Source organism: Shewanella sp. GXUN23E (assembly GCF_050865035.1).
Lineage (GTDB): Bacteria > Pseudomonadota > Gammaproteobacteria > Enterobacterales > Shewanellaceae > Shewanella.
In genome coordinates this window covers 128,347-148,253 of sequence record NZ_JBOZWP010000008.1, presented here as the reverse complement: position 1 = coordinate 148,253, position 19,907 = coordinate 128,347, and the positions used below count along the sequence as shown (strand labels likewise).

17 protein-coding genes are annotated in these 19,907 nt (G+C 53.8%); 16 read left to right on the top strand and 1 reads right to left on the bottom strand.

The genetic code is table 11. From position 1 onward, the window contains the following. Positions 1–78: 78 nt before the first annotated feature. The 16 genes from tsf (at position 79) to tilS (ending at position 18,974) form a co-directional block, all read left to right on the top strand. The gene (gene tsf / locus ACRRUX_RS09735) at positions 79–951 is read left to right on the top strand and encodes a translation elongation factor Ts (protein WP_432529648.1); all 873 of its coding nucleotides are present in this window, start codon (positions 79–81) and stop codon (positions 949–951) included. 140 nt (positions 952–1,091) lie between these two features. Beyond that, on the top strand, positions 1,092–1,820 hold the full coding sequence (pyrH, locus tag ACRRUX_RS09730; RefSeq protein ID WP_432529646.1) for a UMP kinase: 729 nt from the start codon (positions 1,092–1,094) through the stop codon (positions 1,818–1,820). 49 nt (positions 1,821–1,869) lie between these two features. Further along, the gene (frr, locus tag ACRRUX_RS09725) at positions 1,870–2,391 is read left to right on the top strand and encodes a ribosome recycling factor (RefSeq protein WP_432529684.1); all 522 of its coding nucleotides are present in this window, start codon (positions 1,870–1,872) and stop codon (positions 2,389–2,391) included. Positions 2,392–2,474: 83 nt separating this feature from the next. Next, a complete protein-coding gene (gene uppS / locus ACRRUX_RS09720) occupies positions 2,475–3,302 on the top strand; it encodes a polyprenyl diphosphate synthase (RefSeq protein ID WP_432529644.1) in 828 nt (275 codons plus the stop codon). A 22-nt stretch (positions 3,303–3,324) separates the two neighbouring features. Then, the gene (locus tag ACRRUX_RS09715; protein ID WP_432529642.1) at positions 3,325–4,182 is read left to right on the top strand and encodes a phosphatidate cytidylyltransferase; all 858 of its coding nucleotides are present in this window, start codon (positions 3,325–3,327) and stop codon (positions 4,180–4,182) included. 5 nt (positions 4,183–4,187) lie between these two features. Then, positions 4,188–5,378: a 1-deoxy-D-xylulose-5-phosphate reductoisomerase gene (ispC, locus tag ACRRUX_RS09710; protein WP_432529640.1), complete on the top strand. Its 1,191-nt coding sequence runs from the start codon at positions 4,188–4,190 to the stop codon at positions 5,376–5,378. Between the two features lie 14 nt (positions 5,379–5,392). Continuing rightward, entirely contained in the window at positions 5,393–6,763 is a 1,371-nt protein-coding gene (gene rseP / locus ACRRUX_RS09705; protein WP_432529638.1) for a sigma E protease regulator RseP, read from the top strand. A 31-nt stretch (positions 6,764–6,794) separates the two neighbouring features. Further along, a complete protein-coding gene (bamA, locus tag ACRRUX_RS09700) occupies positions 6,795–9,272 on the top strand; it encodes an outer membrane protein assembly factor BamA (RefSeq protein WP_432529636.1) in 2,478 nt (825 codons plus the stop codon). Positions 9,273–9,327: 55 nt separating this feature from the next. Next, a complete protein-coding gene (locus ACRRUX_RS09695; RefSeq protein WP_432529634.1) occupies positions 9,328–9,834 on the top strand; it encodes an OmpH family outer membrane protein in 507 nt (168 codons plus the stop codon). 4 nt (positions 9,835–9,838) lie between these two features. After that, positions 9,839–10,864 (top strand): UDP-3-O-(3-hydroxymyristoyl)glucosamine N-acyltransferase, encoded by a 1,026-nt coding sequence (gene lpxD, locus ACRRUX_RS09690; protein ID WP_432529632.1) that lies wholly within the window; start codon positions 9,839–9,841, stop codon positions 10,862–10,864. Between the two features lie 30 nt (positions 10,865–10,894). Next, on the top strand, positions 10,895–11,356 hold the full coding sequence (fabZ, locus tag ACRRUX_RS09685) for a 3-hydroxyacyl-ACP dehydratase FabZ (protein WP_432529630.1): 462 nt from the start codon (positions 10,895–10,897) through the stop codon (positions 11,354–11,356). Beyond that, complete coding sequence (gene lpxA / locus ACRRUX_RS09680; protein WP_432529628.1) at positions 11,353–12,123, top strand: acyl-ACP--UDP-N-acetylglucosamine O-acyltransferase; 771 nt, start codon at positions 11,353–11,355, stop codon at positions 12,121–12,123. Before fabZ ends, lpxA begins: the two co-directional genes overlap by 4 nt. Before the next feature lie 2 nt (positions 12,124–12,125). Next, on the top strand, positions 12,126–13,274 hold the full coding sequence (gene lpxB / locus ACRRUX_RS09675) for a lipid-A-disaccharide synthase (protein WP_432529626.1): 1,149 nt from the start codon (positions 12,126–12,128) through the stop codon (positions 13,272–13,274). 13 nt (positions 13,275–13,287) lie between these two features. After that, positions 13,288–13,908, top strand: a complete 621-nt coding sequence (gene rnhB, locus ACRRUX_RS09670; protein WP_432529624.1) for a ribonuclease HII — start codon at positions 13,288–13,290, stop codon at positions 13,906–13,908. Between the two features lie 243 nt (positions 13,909–14,151). Further along, on the top strand, positions 14,152–17,625 hold the full coding sequence (dnaE, locus tag ACRRUX_RS09665; RefSeq protein WP_432529622.1) for a DNA polymerase III subunit alpha: 3,474 nt from the start codon (positions 14,152–14,154) through the stop codon (positions 17,623–17,625). Further along, positions 17,625–18,974: a tRNA lysidine(34) synthetase TilS gene (gene tilS / locus ACRRUX_RS09660; RefSeq protein ID WP_432529620.1), complete on the top strand. Its 1,350-nt coding sequence runs from the start codon at positions 17,625–17,627 to the stop codon at positions 18,972–18,974. The genes dnaE and tilS overlap by 1 nt, the downstream gene beginning before the upstream one ends. Here tilS and ACRRUX_RS09655 read toward each other — a convergent pair. Continuing rightward, positions 18,971–19,861, bottom strand: coding sequence for a GGDEF domain-containing protein (locus ACRRUX_RS09655; RefSeq protein WP_432529618.1), 891 nt, complete (start codon positions 19,859–19,861; stop codon positions 18,971–18,973). The two genes, tilS and ACRRUX_RS09655, sit on opposite strands and share 4 nt — an antisense overlap. Positions 19,862–19,907 lie beyond the last annotated feature (46 nt).

Below are 19,907 nucleotides of genomic sequence, written 5' to 3'. Positions count from 1 at the left end.
GGGGCCTTTTTGGCCCCTGTTTCACATCTACACAGATCATCGAATTTATTTCGAACCTAATTTATAGAGGACTTAACAATGGCAATTACTGCTGCCCTGGTTAAAGAACTGCGCGATCGTACTGGCGCTGGCATGATGGATTGTAAAAAAGCTCTGACCGAAACCAACGGTGACATCGAGCTGGCAATCGAAAACATGCGTAAGAGCGGTGCTGCAAAGGCTGCTAAGAAAGCCGGTAACATCGCTGCTGAAGGTACCATCCTGATCAAGCAGGGTGAAGGTTTCGCTGCTCTGGTTGAAGTTAACTGTCAGACTGACTTCGTAGCTAAAGACTCCAACTTCCTGGCTTTCGCCAACGAAGTGCTGGACGTTGCTGCTGCTGGTAAAGTGTCTATCGACGACCTGAAAGCTCAGTTCGAAGAAGCTCGTGTTGCACTGGTTGCCAAGATCGGTGAAAACATCAACGTTCGTCGCGTTGAGTACATCGACGGTGCCAACCTGGCGACTTACCGCCACGGCGATCGTATCGGTGTAGTAGTGACCGGTGAAGCTGACGAAGACACTCTGAAGCACATCGCCATGCACGTAGCTGCCTCTAAGCCTGAATACGTTACTCCAGAAGACGTACCAGCTGAAGTTGTTGCCAAAGAGCGTGAAGTTCAGGTTGAAATCGCCATGAACGAAGGCAAGCCTAAAGAAATCGCTGAGAAGATGGTTGAAGGCCGCATGAAGAAGTTCACCGGTGAAGTCTCTCTGACCGGTCAGCCATTCATCATGGAGCCTAAGAAGACTGTTGGCGAAATCCTGAAAGAAAAAGGCGCCACTGTTACTAACTTCATCCGCCTGGAAGTGGGTGAAGGCATCGAGAAGAAAGTTGAGAACTTCGCTGATGAAGTGAAGGCTCAGCAAGAAGCCGCTGCCGCTGCTGCCGCTGCTGCCAAAGGCGAGTAATCGCTACGCTGTAAGCATTCAAGACCGCGGCCTGTGCTGCGGTCTTGTTATACCCGAGGCTGAAAATGTCTGCCGGGTCCGCCCAAGGGCGGTAAACCAGAATAGTAAACAGAGTTGGTTTAATACCAGGACTAGAAAATATGAGCACCAATCCTAAACCTGCATTTCGACGCATTCTTCTGAAATTAAGTGGTGAAGCCCTGATGGGCGAGGAAGGCTTCGGTATTGACCCGAAAGTTCTCGACCGCATGGCTCAGGAAATTAAAGAGCTGGTAGAGCTGGGCATCCAGGTCGGCGTAGTGATAGGTGGTGGCAACCTGTTCCGCGGTGAAGGTTTGGCCAAAGCTGGTATGAATCGCGTAGTGGGTGACCACATGGGTATGTTGGCCACCGTGATGAATGGTCTGGCCATGCGCGACGCGCTGCACCGTGCTTATGTGAATGCCCGTCTGATGTCTGCTATTCCACTGAACGGTGTGTGTGACCGTTACAACTGGGCTGAAGCCATCAGCCTGCTGAAATCGGGCCGTGTGGTGATTTTCTCTGCCGGTACCGGTAATCCATTTTTCACGACTGACTCTGCTGCCTGTTTGCGCGGCATTGAAATTGAGTCAGAAGTGGTACTTAAAGGCACTAAGGTTGACGGTGTATACTCCGCAGACCCAATGAAAGACCCGGACGCCGTTAAATATGACGTGCTGGGTTACAATGAAGTGCTGGAAAAAGAATTGAAAGTCATGGATCTTGCTGCGTTTACTCTGGCGCGCGACCATGATATGCCTATCCTGGTTTTCAATATGAACAAGCCCGGAGCGCTGCGTCGCGTCATTATGGGCGAGCAGGAAGGCACCCTGATTAAAGCCATCTAAAAGGACATTTATCGTGATTGAAGATATCCAAAAAGACGCCAAAGAGCGCATGGGCAAATGTGTTGAGGCCATGAAAGGCCAAATGAGCAAAGTGCGCACCGGTCGTGCTCACCCAAGCCTGCTCAACTCCATTCAGGTTTCTTACTACGGCAGCATGACCCCTCTGAACCAGGTGGGTAACGTCGTGGTAGAAGATGCCCGCACGCTGGCAGTAAACGTGTTTGACCGCAGCATGATCCAGGCCGTAGAGAAGGCCATCATGATGTCTGATCTGGGTCTGAACCCAATGTCAGCCGGTGCGACCATCCGTATTCCACTGCCTCCGCTGACTGAAGAGCGTCGTCGTGATCTGGTTAAAGTGGTTCGCGCTGAAGCTGAAAATGGTCGTATCGCTGTCCGTAACGTACGCCGTGATGCCAACTCTGATGTGAAAGCACTGGAAAAGGCCAAAGAGTGTACCGAGGATGACGTTCGTCGCAGTGAAGATGACGTGCAGAAGCTGACTGACGCACACATCAAGCAAATCGATGAAATTCTGGCCGCAAAAGAAGCTGAGTTGATGGAAGTGTGATTCCATCACGCAAGTAACTAGAGTTGAAGCGCCGTGTAGCGGTATACTACACGGCGTTTGTTTATTTTTAAGGGTTGTTGTACATGTCATCCAAGATGGAACTTGATTCCGGCCTGGTCTCTGTCCGCGAGTCCGGCGCTTCTCAGTGTCAATTACCGACTGAGTTGCCGGAGCTACTGCAGCAGTCTGTTCCCAATCATGTCGCAATTATTATGGATGGCAACGGCCGTTGGGCGCAGGCCAAAGGCAAGCAACGGGTGTTTGGTCATCGCGCTGGAGTGAAAGCCGTTCGTCGTGCTGTCAGCACTGCCCGCAGTCTGGGGGTAAAATCCCTGACACTGTTTGCTTTCTCCTCTGAAAACTGGCGTCGTCCTGACACCGAAGTTTCCCTGCTGATGGAACTGTTCTTCACCGTTTTGCAGCGGGAACTCAAACTGCTGGATAAAAATGGTGTACGCCTGAACATCATCGGTGACACCAGTCGTTTCTCCGAACGTTTGCAAAAGCAGATCCGCTCTGCTGAAGCCAAAACAGCACACAATACCGATCTTATTCTTAATGTCGCGGCCAATTATGGCGGGCGTTGGGACATTATGCAGGCAGCCCGCACGCTGGCGACCAAAGTGGAAACCGGTGAGCTGAGCGCCGATGCCTTTACCGAAGAAGCCTTATCTGAACACCTGTGTATGCGGGAGCAGGGTGAGGTGGATCTGATGATCCGCACCGGCGGAGATTATCGCATCAGTAATTTTATCCTCTGGCAAGCCGCCTACGCAGAGTTGGTGTTTACTGACATCCTCTGGCCTGATTTTGACGAACAGGCATTCCATCAGGCGGTTGCTGTGTTTGCCAGCCGTCAGCGCCGATTTGGTCTGACGGGTTCTCAAATAGACGCACTGCGTACTTCTTAACATCCACTCGAGAGGAAGTCTTTTGCTAAAGCAACGAATAATAACAGCAATTTTATTGATCCCTTTTGTGCTGGGTGGGGTGTTTTATTTGCCTGCCAGCTACTTTGCCTGGGCCCTGGTGCCGGTGTTTTTGATTGCGGCAAAAGAGTGGGGCAAGTTTATTGAACCTGAGTGCAACATCACTCAGTGGAGCTTTACCTTCACCATGGGCATTTTACTGATTGCCCTGAATATTTTGGTACCTGCGTCTGCGGTTTGGGCGCCCACAGGGCTTAATCCCATCTATCAGGGGGTGATTGGGCTGGGTGCTATTTGGTGGCTCGCATCCCTGTTGTTGGTCATGGGCTATCCCAAAACCAGTAAACGCTGGTCAACCAGTCCCATGCTTAAGTCCATGTTTGGTCAGTTGACGCTGGCGCCCTGTTTCGCTGCGCTGATAGCACTGAAAAGTCTCAGTACTCCAGCTCATCCCTACTATGGCGGTTGCCTGGTGTTTCTGGTGTTCTTGGTAGTATGGGCAGCAGACACCGGGGCGTATTTCTTCGGTCGCAGCCTGGGCAAGCATAAACTCATGCCTAACGTCAGTCCGGCCAAAACCCTGGAAGGTTTACTCGGCGGCCTGCTGACCACTATGGTTGTGGTAGCGCTGGTGATGTATCTGTCGCCTGAGCAGGAGCTGCCGCTGGTCATTGGTGTGACCCTGATAACCGCGATTGCTTCGGCGCTGGGCGACTTGTCAGAAAGTATGTTCAAGCGCAGCGCTAATGTGAAAGACTCCGGCAATATTCTCCCTGGCCATGGCGGCGTGCTTGATCGCATTGACAGCCTGACTGCGGCCCTGCCGGTATTTACCCTGTTTTATATTGCATTCTGGATGTAGTTGACATGCAAAATATGGTGATTTTGGGTGCGACTGGCTCTATCGGCGCCAGCACACTCGGTGTGATTTCCCAAAACCCGCAGGCATACCGGGCCTATGCGCTGGTTGCCCATTCCAATGTCGATAAGATGTTGCCCCTGTGTCATGAGCACAAACCTGCCATTGTGCACATGGTGGACGAGGCGGCTGCAGCAGCGCTCAGGGACGCCCTGAGTCCTGCGCTGGGTATTAAAGTGACCAGTGGCGAGCAGGCGCTGATTGAGCTGGTTACCGCCGATGAGGTGGACAGTGTGATGGCCGCCATTGTTGGTGCCGCCGGGCTGGTGCCGACGCTGGCTGCCGTAAAAGCGGGCAAACGCATTCTGCTGGCCAACAAGGAATCCCTGGTGATGTCCGGTCAGCTGTTTATGGATGCTGCCAAGGCGTCCGGCGCGCAGGTCCTGCCGGTGGACAGTGAGCACAATGCCATTTTCCAGTGTCTGCCCGAATCTATTCAACAAAACCTGGGTTACTGCGACCTGACTGCTGAAGGCATTTCTTACATTTTGCTGACCGGCTCTGGTGGCCCTTTCCTGACAACGCCGCTTGAGCAGCTTAAGCTAATGACTCCGGCGCAGGCCTGCAAACATCCCAACTGGTCTATGGGCCCGAAGATTTCAGTGGACTCAGCGTCGATGATGAACAAGGGGCTGGAGTTTATTGAAGCCCGCTGGCTGTTCAATACCCGTCAGGATCAACTTAAGGTGGTGATCCATCCACAGAGCGTGATCCACTCTATGGTGCAGTACCGTGATGGCAGTGTACTGGCGCAGCTGGGGAATCCGGATATGCGTACGCCAATTGCTCATTGTATGTCTTATCCCGAGAGAATTCAGTCAGGTGTGGAACCTTTGGACTTTTTCAAAGTCGGACAATTAAGCTTTTGTGAGCCGGATTACCGGCGTTATCCCTGCCTTGAGCTGGCCATCGAAGCCTGTCATCAGGGGCAGGAAGCCACCACTGTGCTCAACGCCGCCAATGAAGTGGCTGTAGCCGCGTTTCTGGCCGGGGGCATTGGCTTTACCGACATTGCCCGGGTAAACACCCACAGTTTACATGCTGTCGAGCTTACGCAGCTTGGTTGTATTGAAGATATTCTGGCTCTGGATGCCGAGGCGCGCGCCAAGGCGAAGGAGTTCATCCGTCAGTTGAGTTGATAAACAGGATTTGAATGTTTGATTTTTTGTGGAATCTGGGCTCATTTATCGTCGCCCTGGGGATTTTGATCACCGCCCATGAGTATGGTCACTTTTGGGTGGCCAGACGCTGTGGCGTAAAAGTCGAGCGTTTCTCTATCGGCTTTGGTAAGGCAATCTGGCGCAAAGTGGGTAAAGATGGCACCGAATATGTGGTGGCACTTATCCCGCTTGGCGGCTATGTCAAAATGCTCGATGAGCGGGTCGAAGACGTGCCAGAGCAGCTTAAAGATCAGGCATTCAACCGTAAATCTGTGTGGCAGCGCATTGCCATTGTTGCTGCCGGTCCCCTGGCGAATTTTCTGTTCGCCATATTTGCCCTCTATGTGATGTATCTGATTGGTGTGCCCACCATCAAGCCGGTGATTGACAGTGTCAGCGCTGACTCACCGGCAGCAGTGGTGCGCCTGAACGACAAACCGGAGCAGATCCTGGCTATTGACGGTCAGCAGGTGCGCAACTGGGAAGAGGTCAATCTGGCACTGATGGCCCATATTGGCGATCCATCGGTGGCGATCACTTTGGCGCCTGTGGATAGGGTTCAGGATGCCGGCAACAGTCGCACCTACGAACTGGATACCCGTCAGTGGCAGTTTGACCCTGAAAAACAGTTACCTTCCTCCAGTCTGGGGTTGAATCCTTATCGGCCCGCTATTACTCCCGAAATCGCTGTGGTTGATGGTGGCAGTGCGGCTGAGCTCGGAGGCCTGAAAAAGGGCGATATGATCGTGGCGGTCAATGGTCAGCCCTATACCGGCTGGGATGCGTTTTCCAACACCATTCGTGCCTCTGCGGATACGCCTATGCAGCTGACTGTTCGCCGTCAGGGGGAGCAACTCAAGCTGGATGTGACGCCCAAAGCCACTCAGGGACGTGATGGGCAGACTATCGGCGTTATGGGCATTGTCCCGGTTGCGGAAAATTGGCCGGAAAACATGCGTCTGCAGATGCAGTATGGCATAGTAGATGCCTTTGGCGCGGCACTGGATAAAACCTGGAAGTTAATCGATGTCAGCGTCAGCATGTTTGGCAAGTTGTTTACCGGTGAAGTCTCGGTAAAAAACCTGAGTGGTCCTATCTCCATTGCACAGGGAGCAGGAAACAGTGCAGAATTCGGTCTGGTTTATTTTCTGGGCTTTTTGGCGCTGATCAGTGTCAATCTGGGCATAGTTAACCTGCTGCCATTGCCAGTGTTGGATGGTGGTCATTTGATGTATTACCTGGTTGAAGTGGTAACAGGTAAACCCGTACCTGAAAGAATTCAGGAAATTGGATTCAGATTTGGGGCAGCGCTGCTGCTGATGTTGATGAGCGTTGCGCTGTTCAACGACTTTGCCCGACTCTGAGCAAGGACAGACAAATAATTAGAAGTGCTCTATGAGATTGAATAAACTTTTTGCCTCGATGTTATTGGTCGGTGCGACAGTATCAGGGAATGCCCACGCGGGATTTGAACCATTTACCGTCACCGATATCCAGGTAGACGGACTTCAGCGGGTAGCACTGGGTGCTGCACTGCTCAGTTTACCGATTAAGGTCGGCGACACAGTTGATCAAACCAAATTGCAACAGGCTATCAAGAGCCTGTATGGCTCCACCAACTTTGAAGATGTTAAGGTGTCCCGCGATGGCGGTGTGTTGATCGTTGAGGTGAAAGAGCGCCCGACCATCAGCACTATTACCTTTGAAGGTAACAAGGACATCAAAGACGAGCAGCTGCAGGAAAGTCTTGATGGCAGTGGTGTGAAGGTCGGCGAAGCGCTGGATCGCACCATGATCTCCGGCATCGAAAAGGGCCTGCAGGATTTCTATTATGGCGTGGGTAAATATGGCGCCAAGGTGGAAGCTCAGGTCATCAATCTGCCTCGTAACCGGGTTGAACTGAAATTCAACTTCACCGAAGGTCTGGCGGCAGAGATCAAGCAGATCAACTTCGTCGGCAATACCGTGTTCAGTGACGCACAGCTGCGCGGCATGATTGAACTGAAAGACTATGTCGCCTGGTGGGATCTGTTTGGCGAGCGTCGCTATCAGAAACAAAAACTGCAGGCGGATTTGGAAACCATCAAGAACGCGTATCAGAACGATGGTTATATCCGTTTCAATGTGACCTCCACTCAGGTGGCCATGACCCCGGATCGCAAAGGCCTGTACATCACAATCAACGTGGATGAAGGCGATCAATACAAGGTCAAGGAAGTCAATCTGACCGGCGATCTGATGGGCCGCGAAGAGCTGATGAAGGCGATTTTGCCGATTGAAGCCGGCACCACCTATGACGGCGGTGATGTCACCTTCACCGAAGAGATGTATTCCAAGTATCTGGGCCGCTTTGGTTATGCCTATCCGGAAGTGAAGACTTACCCGGAAATTGATGATGCCACCAAGGAAGTGACCCTTAATATCAACATCAAGCCAGGCAAGCGGGTGTACGTGCGCAACATCAACGTGACCGGTAACGAAGTCACCAAGGATGAAGTATTGCGCCGTGAGATGCGGCAGATGGAAGGTTCCTGGCTGAACTCGGCGCTGGTGGAAACCTCCAAGGCGCGTTTGAACCGACTGGGTTTCTTTGAAACGGTGGATACTGAAACCGTACAGGTGCCCGGCAGCGACGACCTGGTGGATGTGAACTTCACCGTCAAAGAGCAACCATCCGGCTCCTTTAACGCCGGTGTCGGTTATGGTACCGAATCTGGCCTGAGCCTGCAGTTTGGTGTGCAGCAGAGTAACTTCCTGGGGACGGGTAATCAGGCAGGTATCAACCTGTCGACCAACAAGTACTCCAAGAATATCAACCTGTCTTATACCGATCCCTATTTCACCAAAGACGGTGTGAGTCTGGGGGGCAGCATCTACTGGAACGAGTTCGACGCCAACGAGGCCAACCTCGAGCGTTACAAGAACAAATCCTATGGTGTGGCACTCAACACAGGTTTCCCGATTAACGAATACAACCGTATTAACGCGGGTATCGGTTATCGCCACAACACCATTTCAGAAATCTCCGCCTATGAACAGGCGCTGCGTTTCTATGATATTTATCGCGAAAGTGACGATCCCAACAGCGAGCTGAGCTTTGATAACTTCGAACTGAGCCTTGGCTGGTATCGTTCCACACTGAACCGTGGCACTTTCCCAACTGACGGTTCGTCCCAGCGTTTGTCCGGCAAGATGACAGTACCTGGTTCGGATTTGCAGTACTTCAAGACCGAATTTGACACCAGTTTCTACTTCCCGCTGACCCGCAGTCACAACTTCGTGATGCTGGCCCGCGCCAAGGCCGGTTATGGCAACGGTTATGGCAAGTTCAATGACAATGATCAGATCCTGCCATTCTGGGAAAACTACTATCTGGGCGGAACCTCGCTGCGTGGCTTTAAGTCCAACACAGTTGGTCCACGTTCGTTCTACGTGATGCGTGATAACGAGCCTTGTCCGCCAGACCCAAGCGGTAACGGCTGTTCTCTGCCGGGCGATCCTAACCGGATTGAGGTCAGTCAGGGCCGCAGTATCGGGGGTAACGCCATGGCGGTGGCCAGTGTGGAGTTGATTGTTCCGACGCCATTCCTGGATGAAGCCTACACCAACTCAGTGCGTACCAGCTTCTTCGTTGATGCCGGTAACGTCTGGGATACTGAGTTTGACTATGATGCCTACCGGACACTGCCGGCAGATCAGTTTGACAAGCTGCAGGACTTCAGCGACCCATCACGTATCCGTGCCTCCTGGGGGATGAGCGTACAGTGGCTGTCGCCAATGGGCCCCATGGTGTTCAGCCTGGCCTGGCCAATTAAAGAGTACGAAGACGACGATACTGAGATCTTCTCCTTCAATATTGGCAAAACATTCTAAAACACATACACTCGGCACGTTTCCAATGCCAAAAGCAAGGATAAAGGAGCTTATTTTGAACAAGACGGTAAACCGCGCACTGATGACTCTGGTAATGCTGGGTGCTCCACTGATGGCCCATGCAGAGAAGATTGCGGTAGTAGATATGGCGGCAGTTTTTGATCAACTGCCTCAGCGTGAACAGATCGCCAAGCAGCTGGAACGTGAGTTTGGTGACCGTATGGCGTCCGTGAAGAAGCTGCAGGAAGAGCTGCGCTCTATGGCTGAAAAGAATCAGCGTGATGGCGCGCTGATGAGCGAAACCCAGAAGACTGAAGCGCTGCGCAAAATGGAATCCATGCAGTCTGAGTTGCAACTGAAAGGTAAGGCGCTGGACGAAGATCTGCGTCGTCGTCAGGGTGAAGAGCAGAACAAATTGCTGGGCGAAATCCAGAAAGTGATCTCTTCCGTGGCCCAGAAAGGTAAATATGACATCGTGCTGCAGCGCGGTGCTGCTGTTTATGTCAAGCCAGATGCTGACATCAGCAAGCAGGTAGTGGACGCCTTGAGCAAAGGCAACTGATTGCATGAAAAGCGTGACCTTAAAGCAACTGGGCGAGCTGTTGAACGCCCAGATTAAGGGTGATGAAAGCATTGAGATTTTCAGTGTTTCCACTCTGGAGCTGGCCCAACGTGGCCAGCTGACTTTTTTAGCCAACAGCAAATATCGCAGCCAGCTTGAGCACACTCAGGCCAGCGCCGTATTGCTGTCGGAAAAAGATGCCGAAGGCTATGACGGCAACGCCCTGGTGCTCAAAGACCCTTATGTGGGCTTCGCCCGGGTAGCACAACTGCTGGATACCACGCCAAAAGAAGCGGCGGGTATACATCCATCGGCGCAGATTGACCCGACGGCCAAACTGGGCGAGGGCGTCGCTGTTGGGGCGAATGCGGTGATTGGTGCCAATGTGATTCTGGGTGAAAATGTCCAGATTGGTCCCGGCACGGTTATTGGCCAGGACAGCATCATCGGCAGCGGCACCCGTTTATGGGCCAATGTTACCATCTACCATGATGTGCATCTGGGTGTGGATTGTATTGTCCAGGCCGGTACTGTGATTGGCTCTGATGGTTTTGGTTATGCCAACGAGCGTGGTCAGTGGGTGAAGATCCCTCAGACCGGCGGCGTGCGTATCGGTAACCGGGTTGAAATCGGCGCTGGTGCCACCATTGACCGCGGCGCGCTGGCGCACACTGAAATTCATGATGGTGTAATTCTGGATAACCAGGTGCAGATTGCCCATAACGATATTATCGGCGCCAACACCTGTATCGCCGGCTGTACTGTGGTTGCCGGCAGCGTGACCATTGGCAAGCACTGCATTATCGGTGGTAACTGTGCTATTTCCGGTCACCTGAGCATCTGCGACGGTGTGCATATCAGCGGCAGTACCAATATCACCAATTCCGTGAAACAGCCAGGATTGCTGTCCTCTGCCACCGTGGCAATGGACAACCTCACCTGGCGCAAGAACACGGTGCGCTTCCGCCAGCTGGATGAACTGTTCCAGCGGGTGAAGAAGATCGAAAGAACAATCAAAACTGATGAATAACAGTCTGTGACTGTTAGAGGAAACGAGCTCGTGTCTAATGAAATGAACACTATGGATATCAAGGAAATACTCCAGTATTTGCCACACAGATATCCATTTCTGTTGATCGATCGCGTACTGGATTTCACCCCGGGTGAAACCCTGCACGCCATCAAAAACGTCACCATCAATGAACCTTTCTTCCAGGGCCACTTCCCGGTGCAGCCTGTGATGCCAGGGGTATTGATTCTGGAAGCCATGGCTCAGGCCACCGGCTTGCTGGCGTTCAAAACCATGAGCGACAAACCGTCTCCTGATGTGCTGTATTACTTTGCCGGTATCGACAACGCCCGCTTCAAGCGTGTGGTTGAGCCTGGCGATCAGCTGCATTTTGAAGTGAAAATGATCAAGGAACGTCGCGGGATTGGCGTGTTCCAGGGTGAGGCCAAGGTTGACGGTGAGCTGGTGTGCTCGGCTGAAATCATGTGTGCGCGCAGAGAGATTAGCAAGTGATTGATAAATTAGCGTTTGTACATCCAGATGCCAAAATCGGCAACAATGTCACCATCGGCCCATGGAGCTACATCGGCGAAGGTGTTGAGATTGGGGATGATTGCTGGTTAAGTTCGCACGTCGTGATTAAAGGCCCAACCGTGATTGGCAAAGGCAACCGGATTTTCCAGTTTGCCTCTGTTGGTGAAGAGTGCCAGGACAAGAAGTATGCCGGTGAGCCTACCCGTCTGATAATCGGTGATAACAACATCATCCGTGAATCTGTGACGATTCACCGTGGCACCATTCAGGACAACAGCGAAACCCGTATCGGTTCCAACAACCTGTTTATGGCTTACGTGCATATCGCCCACGACTGTGTGGTGGGTAACAATGTCATTATGGCCAACAACGCCTCGATTGCCGGTCACTGCCATGTGGGTGATTTTGCGATTCTGGGTGGTATGACCGGTGTTCACCAGTTTGTGCATATCGGTGCCCATGCCTTTACTGCCGGTTGCTCGCTGGTACTGCAGGATGTGCCGCCATTTGTGATGGCCTCAGGTCAGGCCGCAACGCCCCGAGGCCTGAACTTTGAAGGTATGAAGCGCCGCGGTTTTTCCAAGGAAACCCAGCAGGCTATGCGCCGGGCATACAAAACCATGTATCGCTCCAGCCTGACAGTGACTGAAGCCGTTGAAGCCATGCAGGAAGATGCCGCGCAGTTCCCTGAAGTAGCCAACTTTATCGAATTTTGCACCAGCTCCAATCGGGGTATTATTCGCTGATTATGACAAGCCAAATTAAACCGCTTGTTTTTGCTATGGTCGCCGGAGAAGTCTCCGGCGATATTTTAGGTGCCGGTTTAATCAAGGCGCTTAAGCAAAGACATCCTGATGCCAGATTTGTCGGCATTGGTGGTCCCAGAATGGAAGCCCTGGGATTTGAATCCCTGTACGCCATGGAAGAGCTGGCAGTGATGGGCATAGTGGAAGTACTGTCCCGTCTGCCGCGGCTGCTCAGTGTTCGTAAGGGCCTGGTTAAGCAAGTTCTGGCCATTCAGCCTGACTGCTTTATCGGTATTGATGCACCGGATTTCAATCTGGGCGTTGAGCTTAAGCTCAAGCAAGCCGGCATTAAGACAGTACACTACGTCAGCCCGTCTGTGTGGGCATGGCGACCCAAGCGCATTTTCAAAATTGAAAAGGCCACCAATATGGTGCTGGCACTGCTGCCGTTTGAAAAGGCCTTCTATGACAGGTATCAGGTGCCCTGCACCTTTGTCGGTCACACCCTGGCGGATGATATCCCGCTGGTAAGCGATAAGGCACAGGCCCGCGAGCAGTTGGGACTGGAGCCAGAGGCCGAATATCTGGCGATCCTGCCCGGCTCCCGTGGCGGTGAACTCAAGCTTTTGGCCGAGCCCTTTGTTAAAGCCGCCAAGCTCATTCATGCGCAATTTCCTGATGTGAAATTTGTCACCCCACTGGTCAATGAGGCCCGCAGACAGCAGTTTCTCACCGCGCTGGAGACGTATGCGCCGGATCTGGAAATTCATCTGGTGGAAGGTCACTCCCGCGAAGTAATGACTGCCTGTGACGGCATTTTACTGGCATCAGGCACGGCCACGCTGGAAGCCATGCTGGTCAAGCGGCCCATGGTGGTGGCGTACCGGGTGGCGCCCATGACTTATCGCATCGCGAAACGGCTGATGCAGATCAACCGCTTCTCACTGCCCAATTTGCTGGCCGATCGCGATCTGGTGCCTGAGCTTATCCAGGCTGATTGCACCCCAGAAAAGATTGCCCAGGCGGTGGCTGAGATGCTCAATCGCGAAAACGACGGGTTGATTGACAGTTTTACTCAAATCCATCAGCAGATACGCTGCAATGCCAGTGAGCGCGCAGCGGATGCGGTGATGGCATTGATAGAGGCATAACCAGGATTTAACTATGGCGGTATTGAAAAATCTGACGCCTGAGCAGGTGGCGCAGATCTCTGCCGGTCTGGTGGCCGGCGTGGATGAGGTGGGTAGAGGCCCGCTGATCGGTGATGTGGTGACGGCGGCGGTGATTCTGGATCCGGCCAAACCCATTGCCGGACTCAATGATTCCAAAAAGCTCAGTGAGAAAAAACGTGATGCGCTGTACAGCGAGATCATGGACAAGGCACTGGCGGTCAGTGTCGGGCGTTGCAGTCCGGCTGAAATTGATGAGCTCAATATCCTGCAGGCGACCATGACGGCCATGCAGCGAGCAGTGACCGGGTTATCTATTAAGCCTGAGAAGGTGTTGGTGGATGGTAATCGTACCCCGGACTTTGGCATTCCAGCCGATGCTGTCGTGAAAGGTGACGGCCTGATCGCGGCCATCAGCGCCGCCTCTATTATCGCCAAAGTGGTGCGTGATAAAGAGATGGACGAGTTGGATGCCAAATATCCTCAGTATGGGTTGGCCAAGCACAAGGGCTACCCGACCAAGGCACATTTTGAGGCGCTCGCTGAGCATGGCGTATTGCCTGAGCACAGACGCAGCTTCCGTCCGGTACGTGAATGGCTGGAGCAGCACGGCTGACAGATTGCTTCTGTGCCGCGCAGGCTGGTACACAGTCTATTTACCAAAGGTGACCTCAGGGTCACCTTTTTTGCTTTTGGCCATTTATCCGTTACTTCAAGGGATACTTGTTTACATCAACTCAAGAGACTGTTCACCGCGCTGCCGTTTAAGCTCAGAGCCTCGGTTTAGTGCTTTGGCCGCTTGCCGCTTCATGTTATCTTTCTCTTTTGAAATTCAGATACTCAAGTCGATTTTTTCGCCATGTCCCAGCCCCGTTTTGTTCACCTGCGTTGTCACTCAGATTTCTCCATGGTCGATGGGCTTGCCAAGGTCAAGCCGATCCTTGGCAAGGTTGAAGAGCTGGGCATGCCCGCCTTTGCCCTGACCGATCAGAACAACCTTTGCGGTCTGGTGAAGTTTTACAGTGGCTGTCACGACAAAGGGATCAAACCGATTATCGGCGCCGACTTCAAGATGATGGTGCCCGGGTTTGAAAAGGAGTTCTGTGCCCTGACCGTACTGGCCATGAACAATGTCGGCTATCAGAACCTGACCGACCTTATCAGCCGTGCCTATCTGCGGGGGCACGTGGATGATACCGTGGTGATTGACCAGGAATGGCTGATTGAATACGGCGAAGGCATTTTGTTGCTGGGCGGCGGCAAGGATGGCGATATTGGCAAAGCCCTGCTCAAGGGCAATATGGCGCAGGCAATCAGCCTGGCCGAGTTTTACCGAACCCATTTTGACGGCAGATATTATCTGGAACTGCTGCGTACCGGCCGGGCTGACGAAGAGCGTTACCTGCATGCTGCGGTGGCCTTTGCCGATGAGCGGGGACTGCCGGTCGTCGCCACCAATCAGGTGGTATTTCTGACGCCTGATGATTTTGAGGCCCATGAGATCCGGGTCGCCATTCACGATGGCTATACCCTGGCTGACCCTCGCCGACCCAAGAAATACAGTGATCAGCAGTACCTCAAAACCGAAGAGGAGATGTGCGAGCTGTTTGCGGACATCCCGGAGGCACTGGAAAACACGGTGGAGATTGCCAAGCGCTGCAATGTCACGGTACGTCTGGGGGAATACTTCCTGCCCAACTTCCCTACCGGTGATATGTCCATTGAGGACTATCTGGTGCATGCCTCAAAAACCGGCCTGGAGGAACGGTTAGAGTTCCTGTTCCCGGATCCTCAGGAGCGGGCGGAAAAACGCGGCGAATATGACGAGCGTCTGGATATTGAGCTCAAAGTGATTAACCAGATGGGCTTCCCCGGTTACTTCCTTATCGTGATGGAGTTTATCCAGTGGGGTAAAGATAACGGCATTCCGGTGGGACCGGGCCGTGGCTCGGGCGCGGGTTCCCTGGTGGCCTATGCCCTTAAAATTACCGATCTGGATCCATTGGAGTTCGATTTGCTGTTCGAACGCTTCCTCAACCCTGAGCGGGTATCCATGCCCGACTTCGACGTTGACTTCTGTATGGACCGCCGTGACGAGGTTATCGATCACGTGGCCGAGCTGTATGGCCGTGAGGCGGTATCCCAGATCATTACCTTCGGTACCATGGCGGCCAAAGCGGTAATCCGCGACGTGGGACGGGTACTGGGTCATCCCTATGGATTTGTCGATCGTATCTCCAAGATGGTGCCTGCCGAGCCGGGCATGACCCTGGCCAAGGCGTTTGAGGCCGAACCCGGTTTGCCGGAAGCCTATGAGGCCGATGAGGAAGTGCGCGACCTTATCGACATGTGCCGCAAACTCGAAGGGGTGACCCGTAACGCCGGTAAACACGCCGGGGGCGTGGTGATTGCACCCACCAAGATCACCGATTTTGCGCCGCTGTACTGCGACAGCGAAGGTAAATTCCCGGTGACTCAGTTCGACAAGAACGATGTGGAATATGCCGGTCTGGTGAAGTTTGACTTTTTGGGGCTGCGGACCCTGACCATTATCGACTGGGCGCTGGGCATGATAAACCCGCGTCTGGCCAAAGCCGGTAAGGAGCCGGTGGATATTGCCGCCATTCCGCTGGATGACAAAATCTCCTTCAAAATGCTGCAGCGCTACGAAACCACGGCGGTATTCCAGCTCGAATCCCGCGGCATGAAAGACCTGATTAAGCGTCTACAGCCCGACTGTTTCGAAGACATGATTGCATTGGTGGCGCTGTTCCGCCCGGGCCCGCTGCAGTCGGGCATGGTGGATAACTTCATTGAGCGTAAGCATGGCCGGGAAGCCATTTCGTATCCCGATGAAACTTGGCAGCACGAGAGCCTGAAACCGATCCTGGAGCCGACCTACGGCATTATTCTGTATCAGGAACAGGTCATGCAGATTGCCCAGACGCTGGCCGGTTATACCCTGGGTGGCGCGGACATGCTGCGCCGGGCTATGGGTAAGAAAAAGCCTGAGGAGATGGCCAAACAGCGCGGGACGTTCCAGGCCGGTGCCGAGCAAAACGGCGTCGATGGCGAGCTGGCGATGAAGATCTTCGACCTGGTGGAAAAGTTCGCCGGTTACGGTTTCAACAAATCGCACTCCGCCGCCTATGCACTGGTGTCCTATCAGACCCTGTGGCTCAAGGCTCACTTCCCGGCTGAGTTTATGGCGGCGGTAATGTCTGCCGATATGGACAACACCGACAAGATCGTGACTCTGGTGGATGAATGTGAGCGCATGGGATTGCCGATCATTCCGCCGGATGTGAACAAGGGTCTGTTTAAGTTTACCGTGGATGATGATCAGAACATCGTCTATGGCATCGGCGCCATCAAAGGGGTAGGGGAAGGTCCGGTAGAGTCTATCCTCAAAGCCCGTGAGGATGGTCCTTTTATTGATCTGTTTGATTTCTGTGCCCGGGTGGATTTGAAGAAACTCAACCGCCGGGTGATTGAGCGGCTGATCCGCGCCGGTGCTCTGGATTCGCTGGGCCCGCACCGCGCCTCCATGATGGAAACCCTGTCCGAGGCGATGCGCGCTGCCGAGCAACATGCCAAGGCCAGCGCTATTGGTCAGTGTGACATGTTTGGCTTGCTGAACAGCGAGCCGGAAGACACTAAACAACAGTTTGTTGATTGCGTCCCCTGGCCGGATAAAGTCTGGCTGGAAGGGGAGCGCGAGACACTGGGTCTGTACCTCACCGGCCACCCTATCAACCAGTATCTGAAGGAGCTGAGACAGTACACCTCGGGTCGCCTTAAAGACATTCACCCCACAGAGCGGGGCAAAACCGTCAAAGCTGCCGGTCTGGTGATTGCTTCGCGGGTGATGCTGACCAAGCGCGGCTCCAAGATGGGGCTGGTGACTCTGGATGACAAGAGCGCGCGGCTGGAGTGCATGCTGTTTACTGAAGCCTTTGAAAAGTTCAGCCATCTGATTGAAAAAGACCGTATTCTTATCTGTGAAGGGGAAGTGTCTTACGATGACTTCTCCGGCGGCAACCGGATGACCATCCGCAATATGATCGATATCAGTGAGGCGCGCAGTCATTTTGCGCAGGCGTTGGAGATTGATATCGACAGTCAGCAGGTTTCCCCTGAATGGCTGGAACGTTTTGGCGAGGTGCTCCAGCCCTGGCGCAATGGGGCGGTGCCTGTGGTGGTGAACTATGCCCAGGCGCAGGCCAGAGGTCAGTTCCGACTGGGGGATGAATGGCGGGTGAATCCCACCGATGATCTGGTGCTTAATCTGCAGCAGCTGATTGGACCGGATAAAGTCAGGATCCTGTTTTAATGCAGCAACTTATTTCACAGGCGTTGAGTGGTCTGCCACTGCAGAGCGATCAGGGTATCTGGCTGGGTTACAGCGGCGGCGTCGATTCTGAAGTGCTGGCCAGTCTGCTGGGTACATACGCCAGTCTGCATCCGGAGCTGCGGGTGACGCTGGTACATGTGCATCATGGTTTGAGTGCCAATGCGGATAGCTGGGCGCAGCACTGCGCCCGGCGCGCTGCGCATTATGGTCTGGCGTTCAGACTGTGCCGGGTAACCGTACCCGGTGGTCCGCGCACCAGTCTGGAGGCAGAAGCCCGCAAGGTCCGATATCAGGGGATCCGGGCGTTGATGACGGCGGGAGATATTCTGCTGACCGGCCACCATGAAGACGATCAGCTGGAAACTCTGCTGCTGGCGCTTAAGCGCGGACAGGGACCAAAGGGGCTGGCGGCCATGGGGGTGCAACAGGTATTTGCCGGAGATTGCTGGCTGGTTCGGCCACTGCTGAATATCAGCCGACACCAAATTGAAGCCTATGCGGCCTCACAGGGACTGGTAAACATTCAGGATGAGAGCAACTTCGACACCAGATACGACCGTAATTTTCTGCGCCAGCAGATTATTCCGGCGCTGAAATCCCGCTGGCCCCATATTGCCCAGACCGCCGGTCGAAGCGCCGCGCTGTGCGCTGAGCAGCAGCTGGCGCTGGATGAGGTGGTCCGCGAGCGGCTGACGCCAATGCTGCGTCACTCGCCCTGGGGTTGCAGTCTGGACTTGGCGGGGGTTGCACAGTATGCACCGCACTGGCAGCGGTTGTTGCTGCGTGCTTTTATCGAGCGTCAGGGCGGTGAGATGCCCAGTCAGGTGCAACTTGAGCAGGCTTTGGCGCAGTTGCTTGAGGCCCGTGATGATGCCACTGTGGCGTTGAGATTTGGCCAGATATTGCTGCAAAGGCATACCGGTCAGGTGTTTGTTGCTCACTATCAGCATCAGCTTGCAGCAACAGCGGTGACACTGGTGCCGGGTTGGCAATCCGCTGAGCTCAACGGCTATGTCGTTGAGGTGAGGGAAGTGATAGAGGGCGCGAGGCTTCGGCCGCCCCTTGCGGGCGAAGTCTGGCAGCTGGGCACCGTTGCCGCGATGGGATTGTCGGGCAGTTACCGCTGTCACCCACACTTTCGGGACAAGGGACGGGAGCTTAAAAAGTGCTGGCAGGAAGCCGGGGTGCCGCCCTGGCTGAGACAACGCCTGCCGGTCCTGGTGATCGATGGATGCCTCGCGGCTGTGCCCGGTGTCTGGCTGGAGCGCCGCTTCCTGCAGCAGGACTCTGCGCCGGGGTTGGCATTGAGTTTGTCGACATCCAATTAACCTGCCAGCCGGTAGCGGTTGCGACCGGCTTTTTTCGCCTGATAGAGCGCCTTATCGGCACTGCGATACAGGCTGCTCATATCATCACCCTGACGATATTGGGTTCCCCCAAGCGTGACCTGTACGCCATACCTGGCCAGTGGCAGATGATTGGCAAGACCGGTCAGAATGCGTTGGCACAGCTGAGCGCAGCCCTGCTTATCTCCTTCAACCAGAATGACAAACTCATCACCGCCAAGACGGAACGCCTGATCACTGGTGCGAATGGTACTTTGCAGTAATAAGCCAAACTCAGTGAGCACCAGATCGCCCACTTCATGCCCCTGGCTGTCGTTCAGTTGCTTAAAGTTATCCAAATCCAGAATAAGCAACGATAAAGGGGTGGTTGAACGCTGGCTGCGGCAGATACTCTGATTGATAGTGCGCTCAAAGTCGCGTCGATTGCCAAGTCCTGTCAGGGCATCGATCATTGCCTGACGCCGGATATCCGCATGCTGCAGTGCATTGTGCATCGGCTGTTGCAGTAAAGATTCCAGCTGGGTCATCACCCGCGTCGTTGCGCCGCTGAGGGGATGAAACAGGTAATATTTGAGAATGCCGGTTTGGCCACGCCAGACGAAGGGTCTTGGCAGCATCAGCGCGTTACACTCGCCCCATTGCAACTGCAGACAATCGAAGCTGAGCTGAACACCGGCCAGCGGCAAATATCTGCCGGCCAGGGTGGCAAAGGTATCCAGAACCTCCTGTGGTTCAAGACTGGCATGCAGGTATTGCAGCGAACTGAACAGTTCTGCCTGTCCCGGCAGACCAGGCTTAAGCAGCTGGAGCAGACGGCCTTTTTGAGCCTGATTATCGGAATAAACTGCTGTCTCATTGCGGTAAGTCATGGTTAAATCCTTGCGTTGCCCAGTTTTTACTGAGGATCTGCAGGAT

Coding starts and splice junctions, on each gene's coding strand:
- tsf (WP_432529648.1), top strand. CDS start 79: ATGGCAATTACTGCTGCCCTGGTTAAAGAACTGCGCGATCGTACTGGC.
- pyrH (WP_432529646.1), top strand. CDS start 1,092: ATGAGCACCAATCCTAAACCTGCATTTCGACGCATTCTTCTGAAATTA.
- frr (WP_432529684.1), top strand. CDS start 1,870: ATGGGCAAATGTGTTGAGGCCATGAAAGGCCAAATGAGCAAAGTGCGC.
- uppS (WP_432529644.1), top strand. CDS start 2,475: ATGTCATCCAAGATGGAACTTGATTCCGGCCTGGTCTCTGTCCGCGAG.
- ispC (WP_432529640.1), top strand. CDS start 4,188: ATGCAAAATATGGTGATTTTGGGTGCGACTGGCTCTATCGGCGCCAGC.
- rseP (WP_432529638.1), top strand. CDS start 5,393: ATGTTTGATTTTTTGTGGAATCTGGGCTCATTTATCGTCGCCCTGGGG.
- bamA (WP_432529636.1), top strand. CDS start 6,795: ATGAGATTGAATAAACTTTTTGCCTCGATGTTATTGGTCGGTGCGACA.
- lpxD (WP_432529632.1), top strand. CDS start 9,839: ATGAAAAGCGTGACCTTAAAGCAACTGGGCGAGCTGTTGAACGCCCAG.
- lpxB (WP_432529626.1), top strand. CDS start 12,126: ATGACAAGCCAAATTAAACCGCTTGTTTTTGCTATGGTCGCCGGAGAA.
- rnhB (WP_432529624.1), top strand. CDS start 13,288: ATGGCGGTATTGAAAAATCTGACGCCTGAGCAGGTGGCGCAGATCTCT.
- dnaE (WP_432529622.1), top strand. CDS start 14,152: ATGTCCCAGCCCCGTTTTGTTCACCTGCGTTGTCACTCAGATTTCTCC.
- tilS (WP_432529620.1), top strand. CDS start 17,625: ATGCAGCAACTTATTTCACAGGCGTTGAGTGGTCTGCCACTGCAGAGC.
- ACRRUX_RS09655 (WP_432529618.1), bottom strand. CDS start 19,861: ATGACTTACCGCAATGAGACAGCAGTTTATTCCGATAATCAGGCTCAA.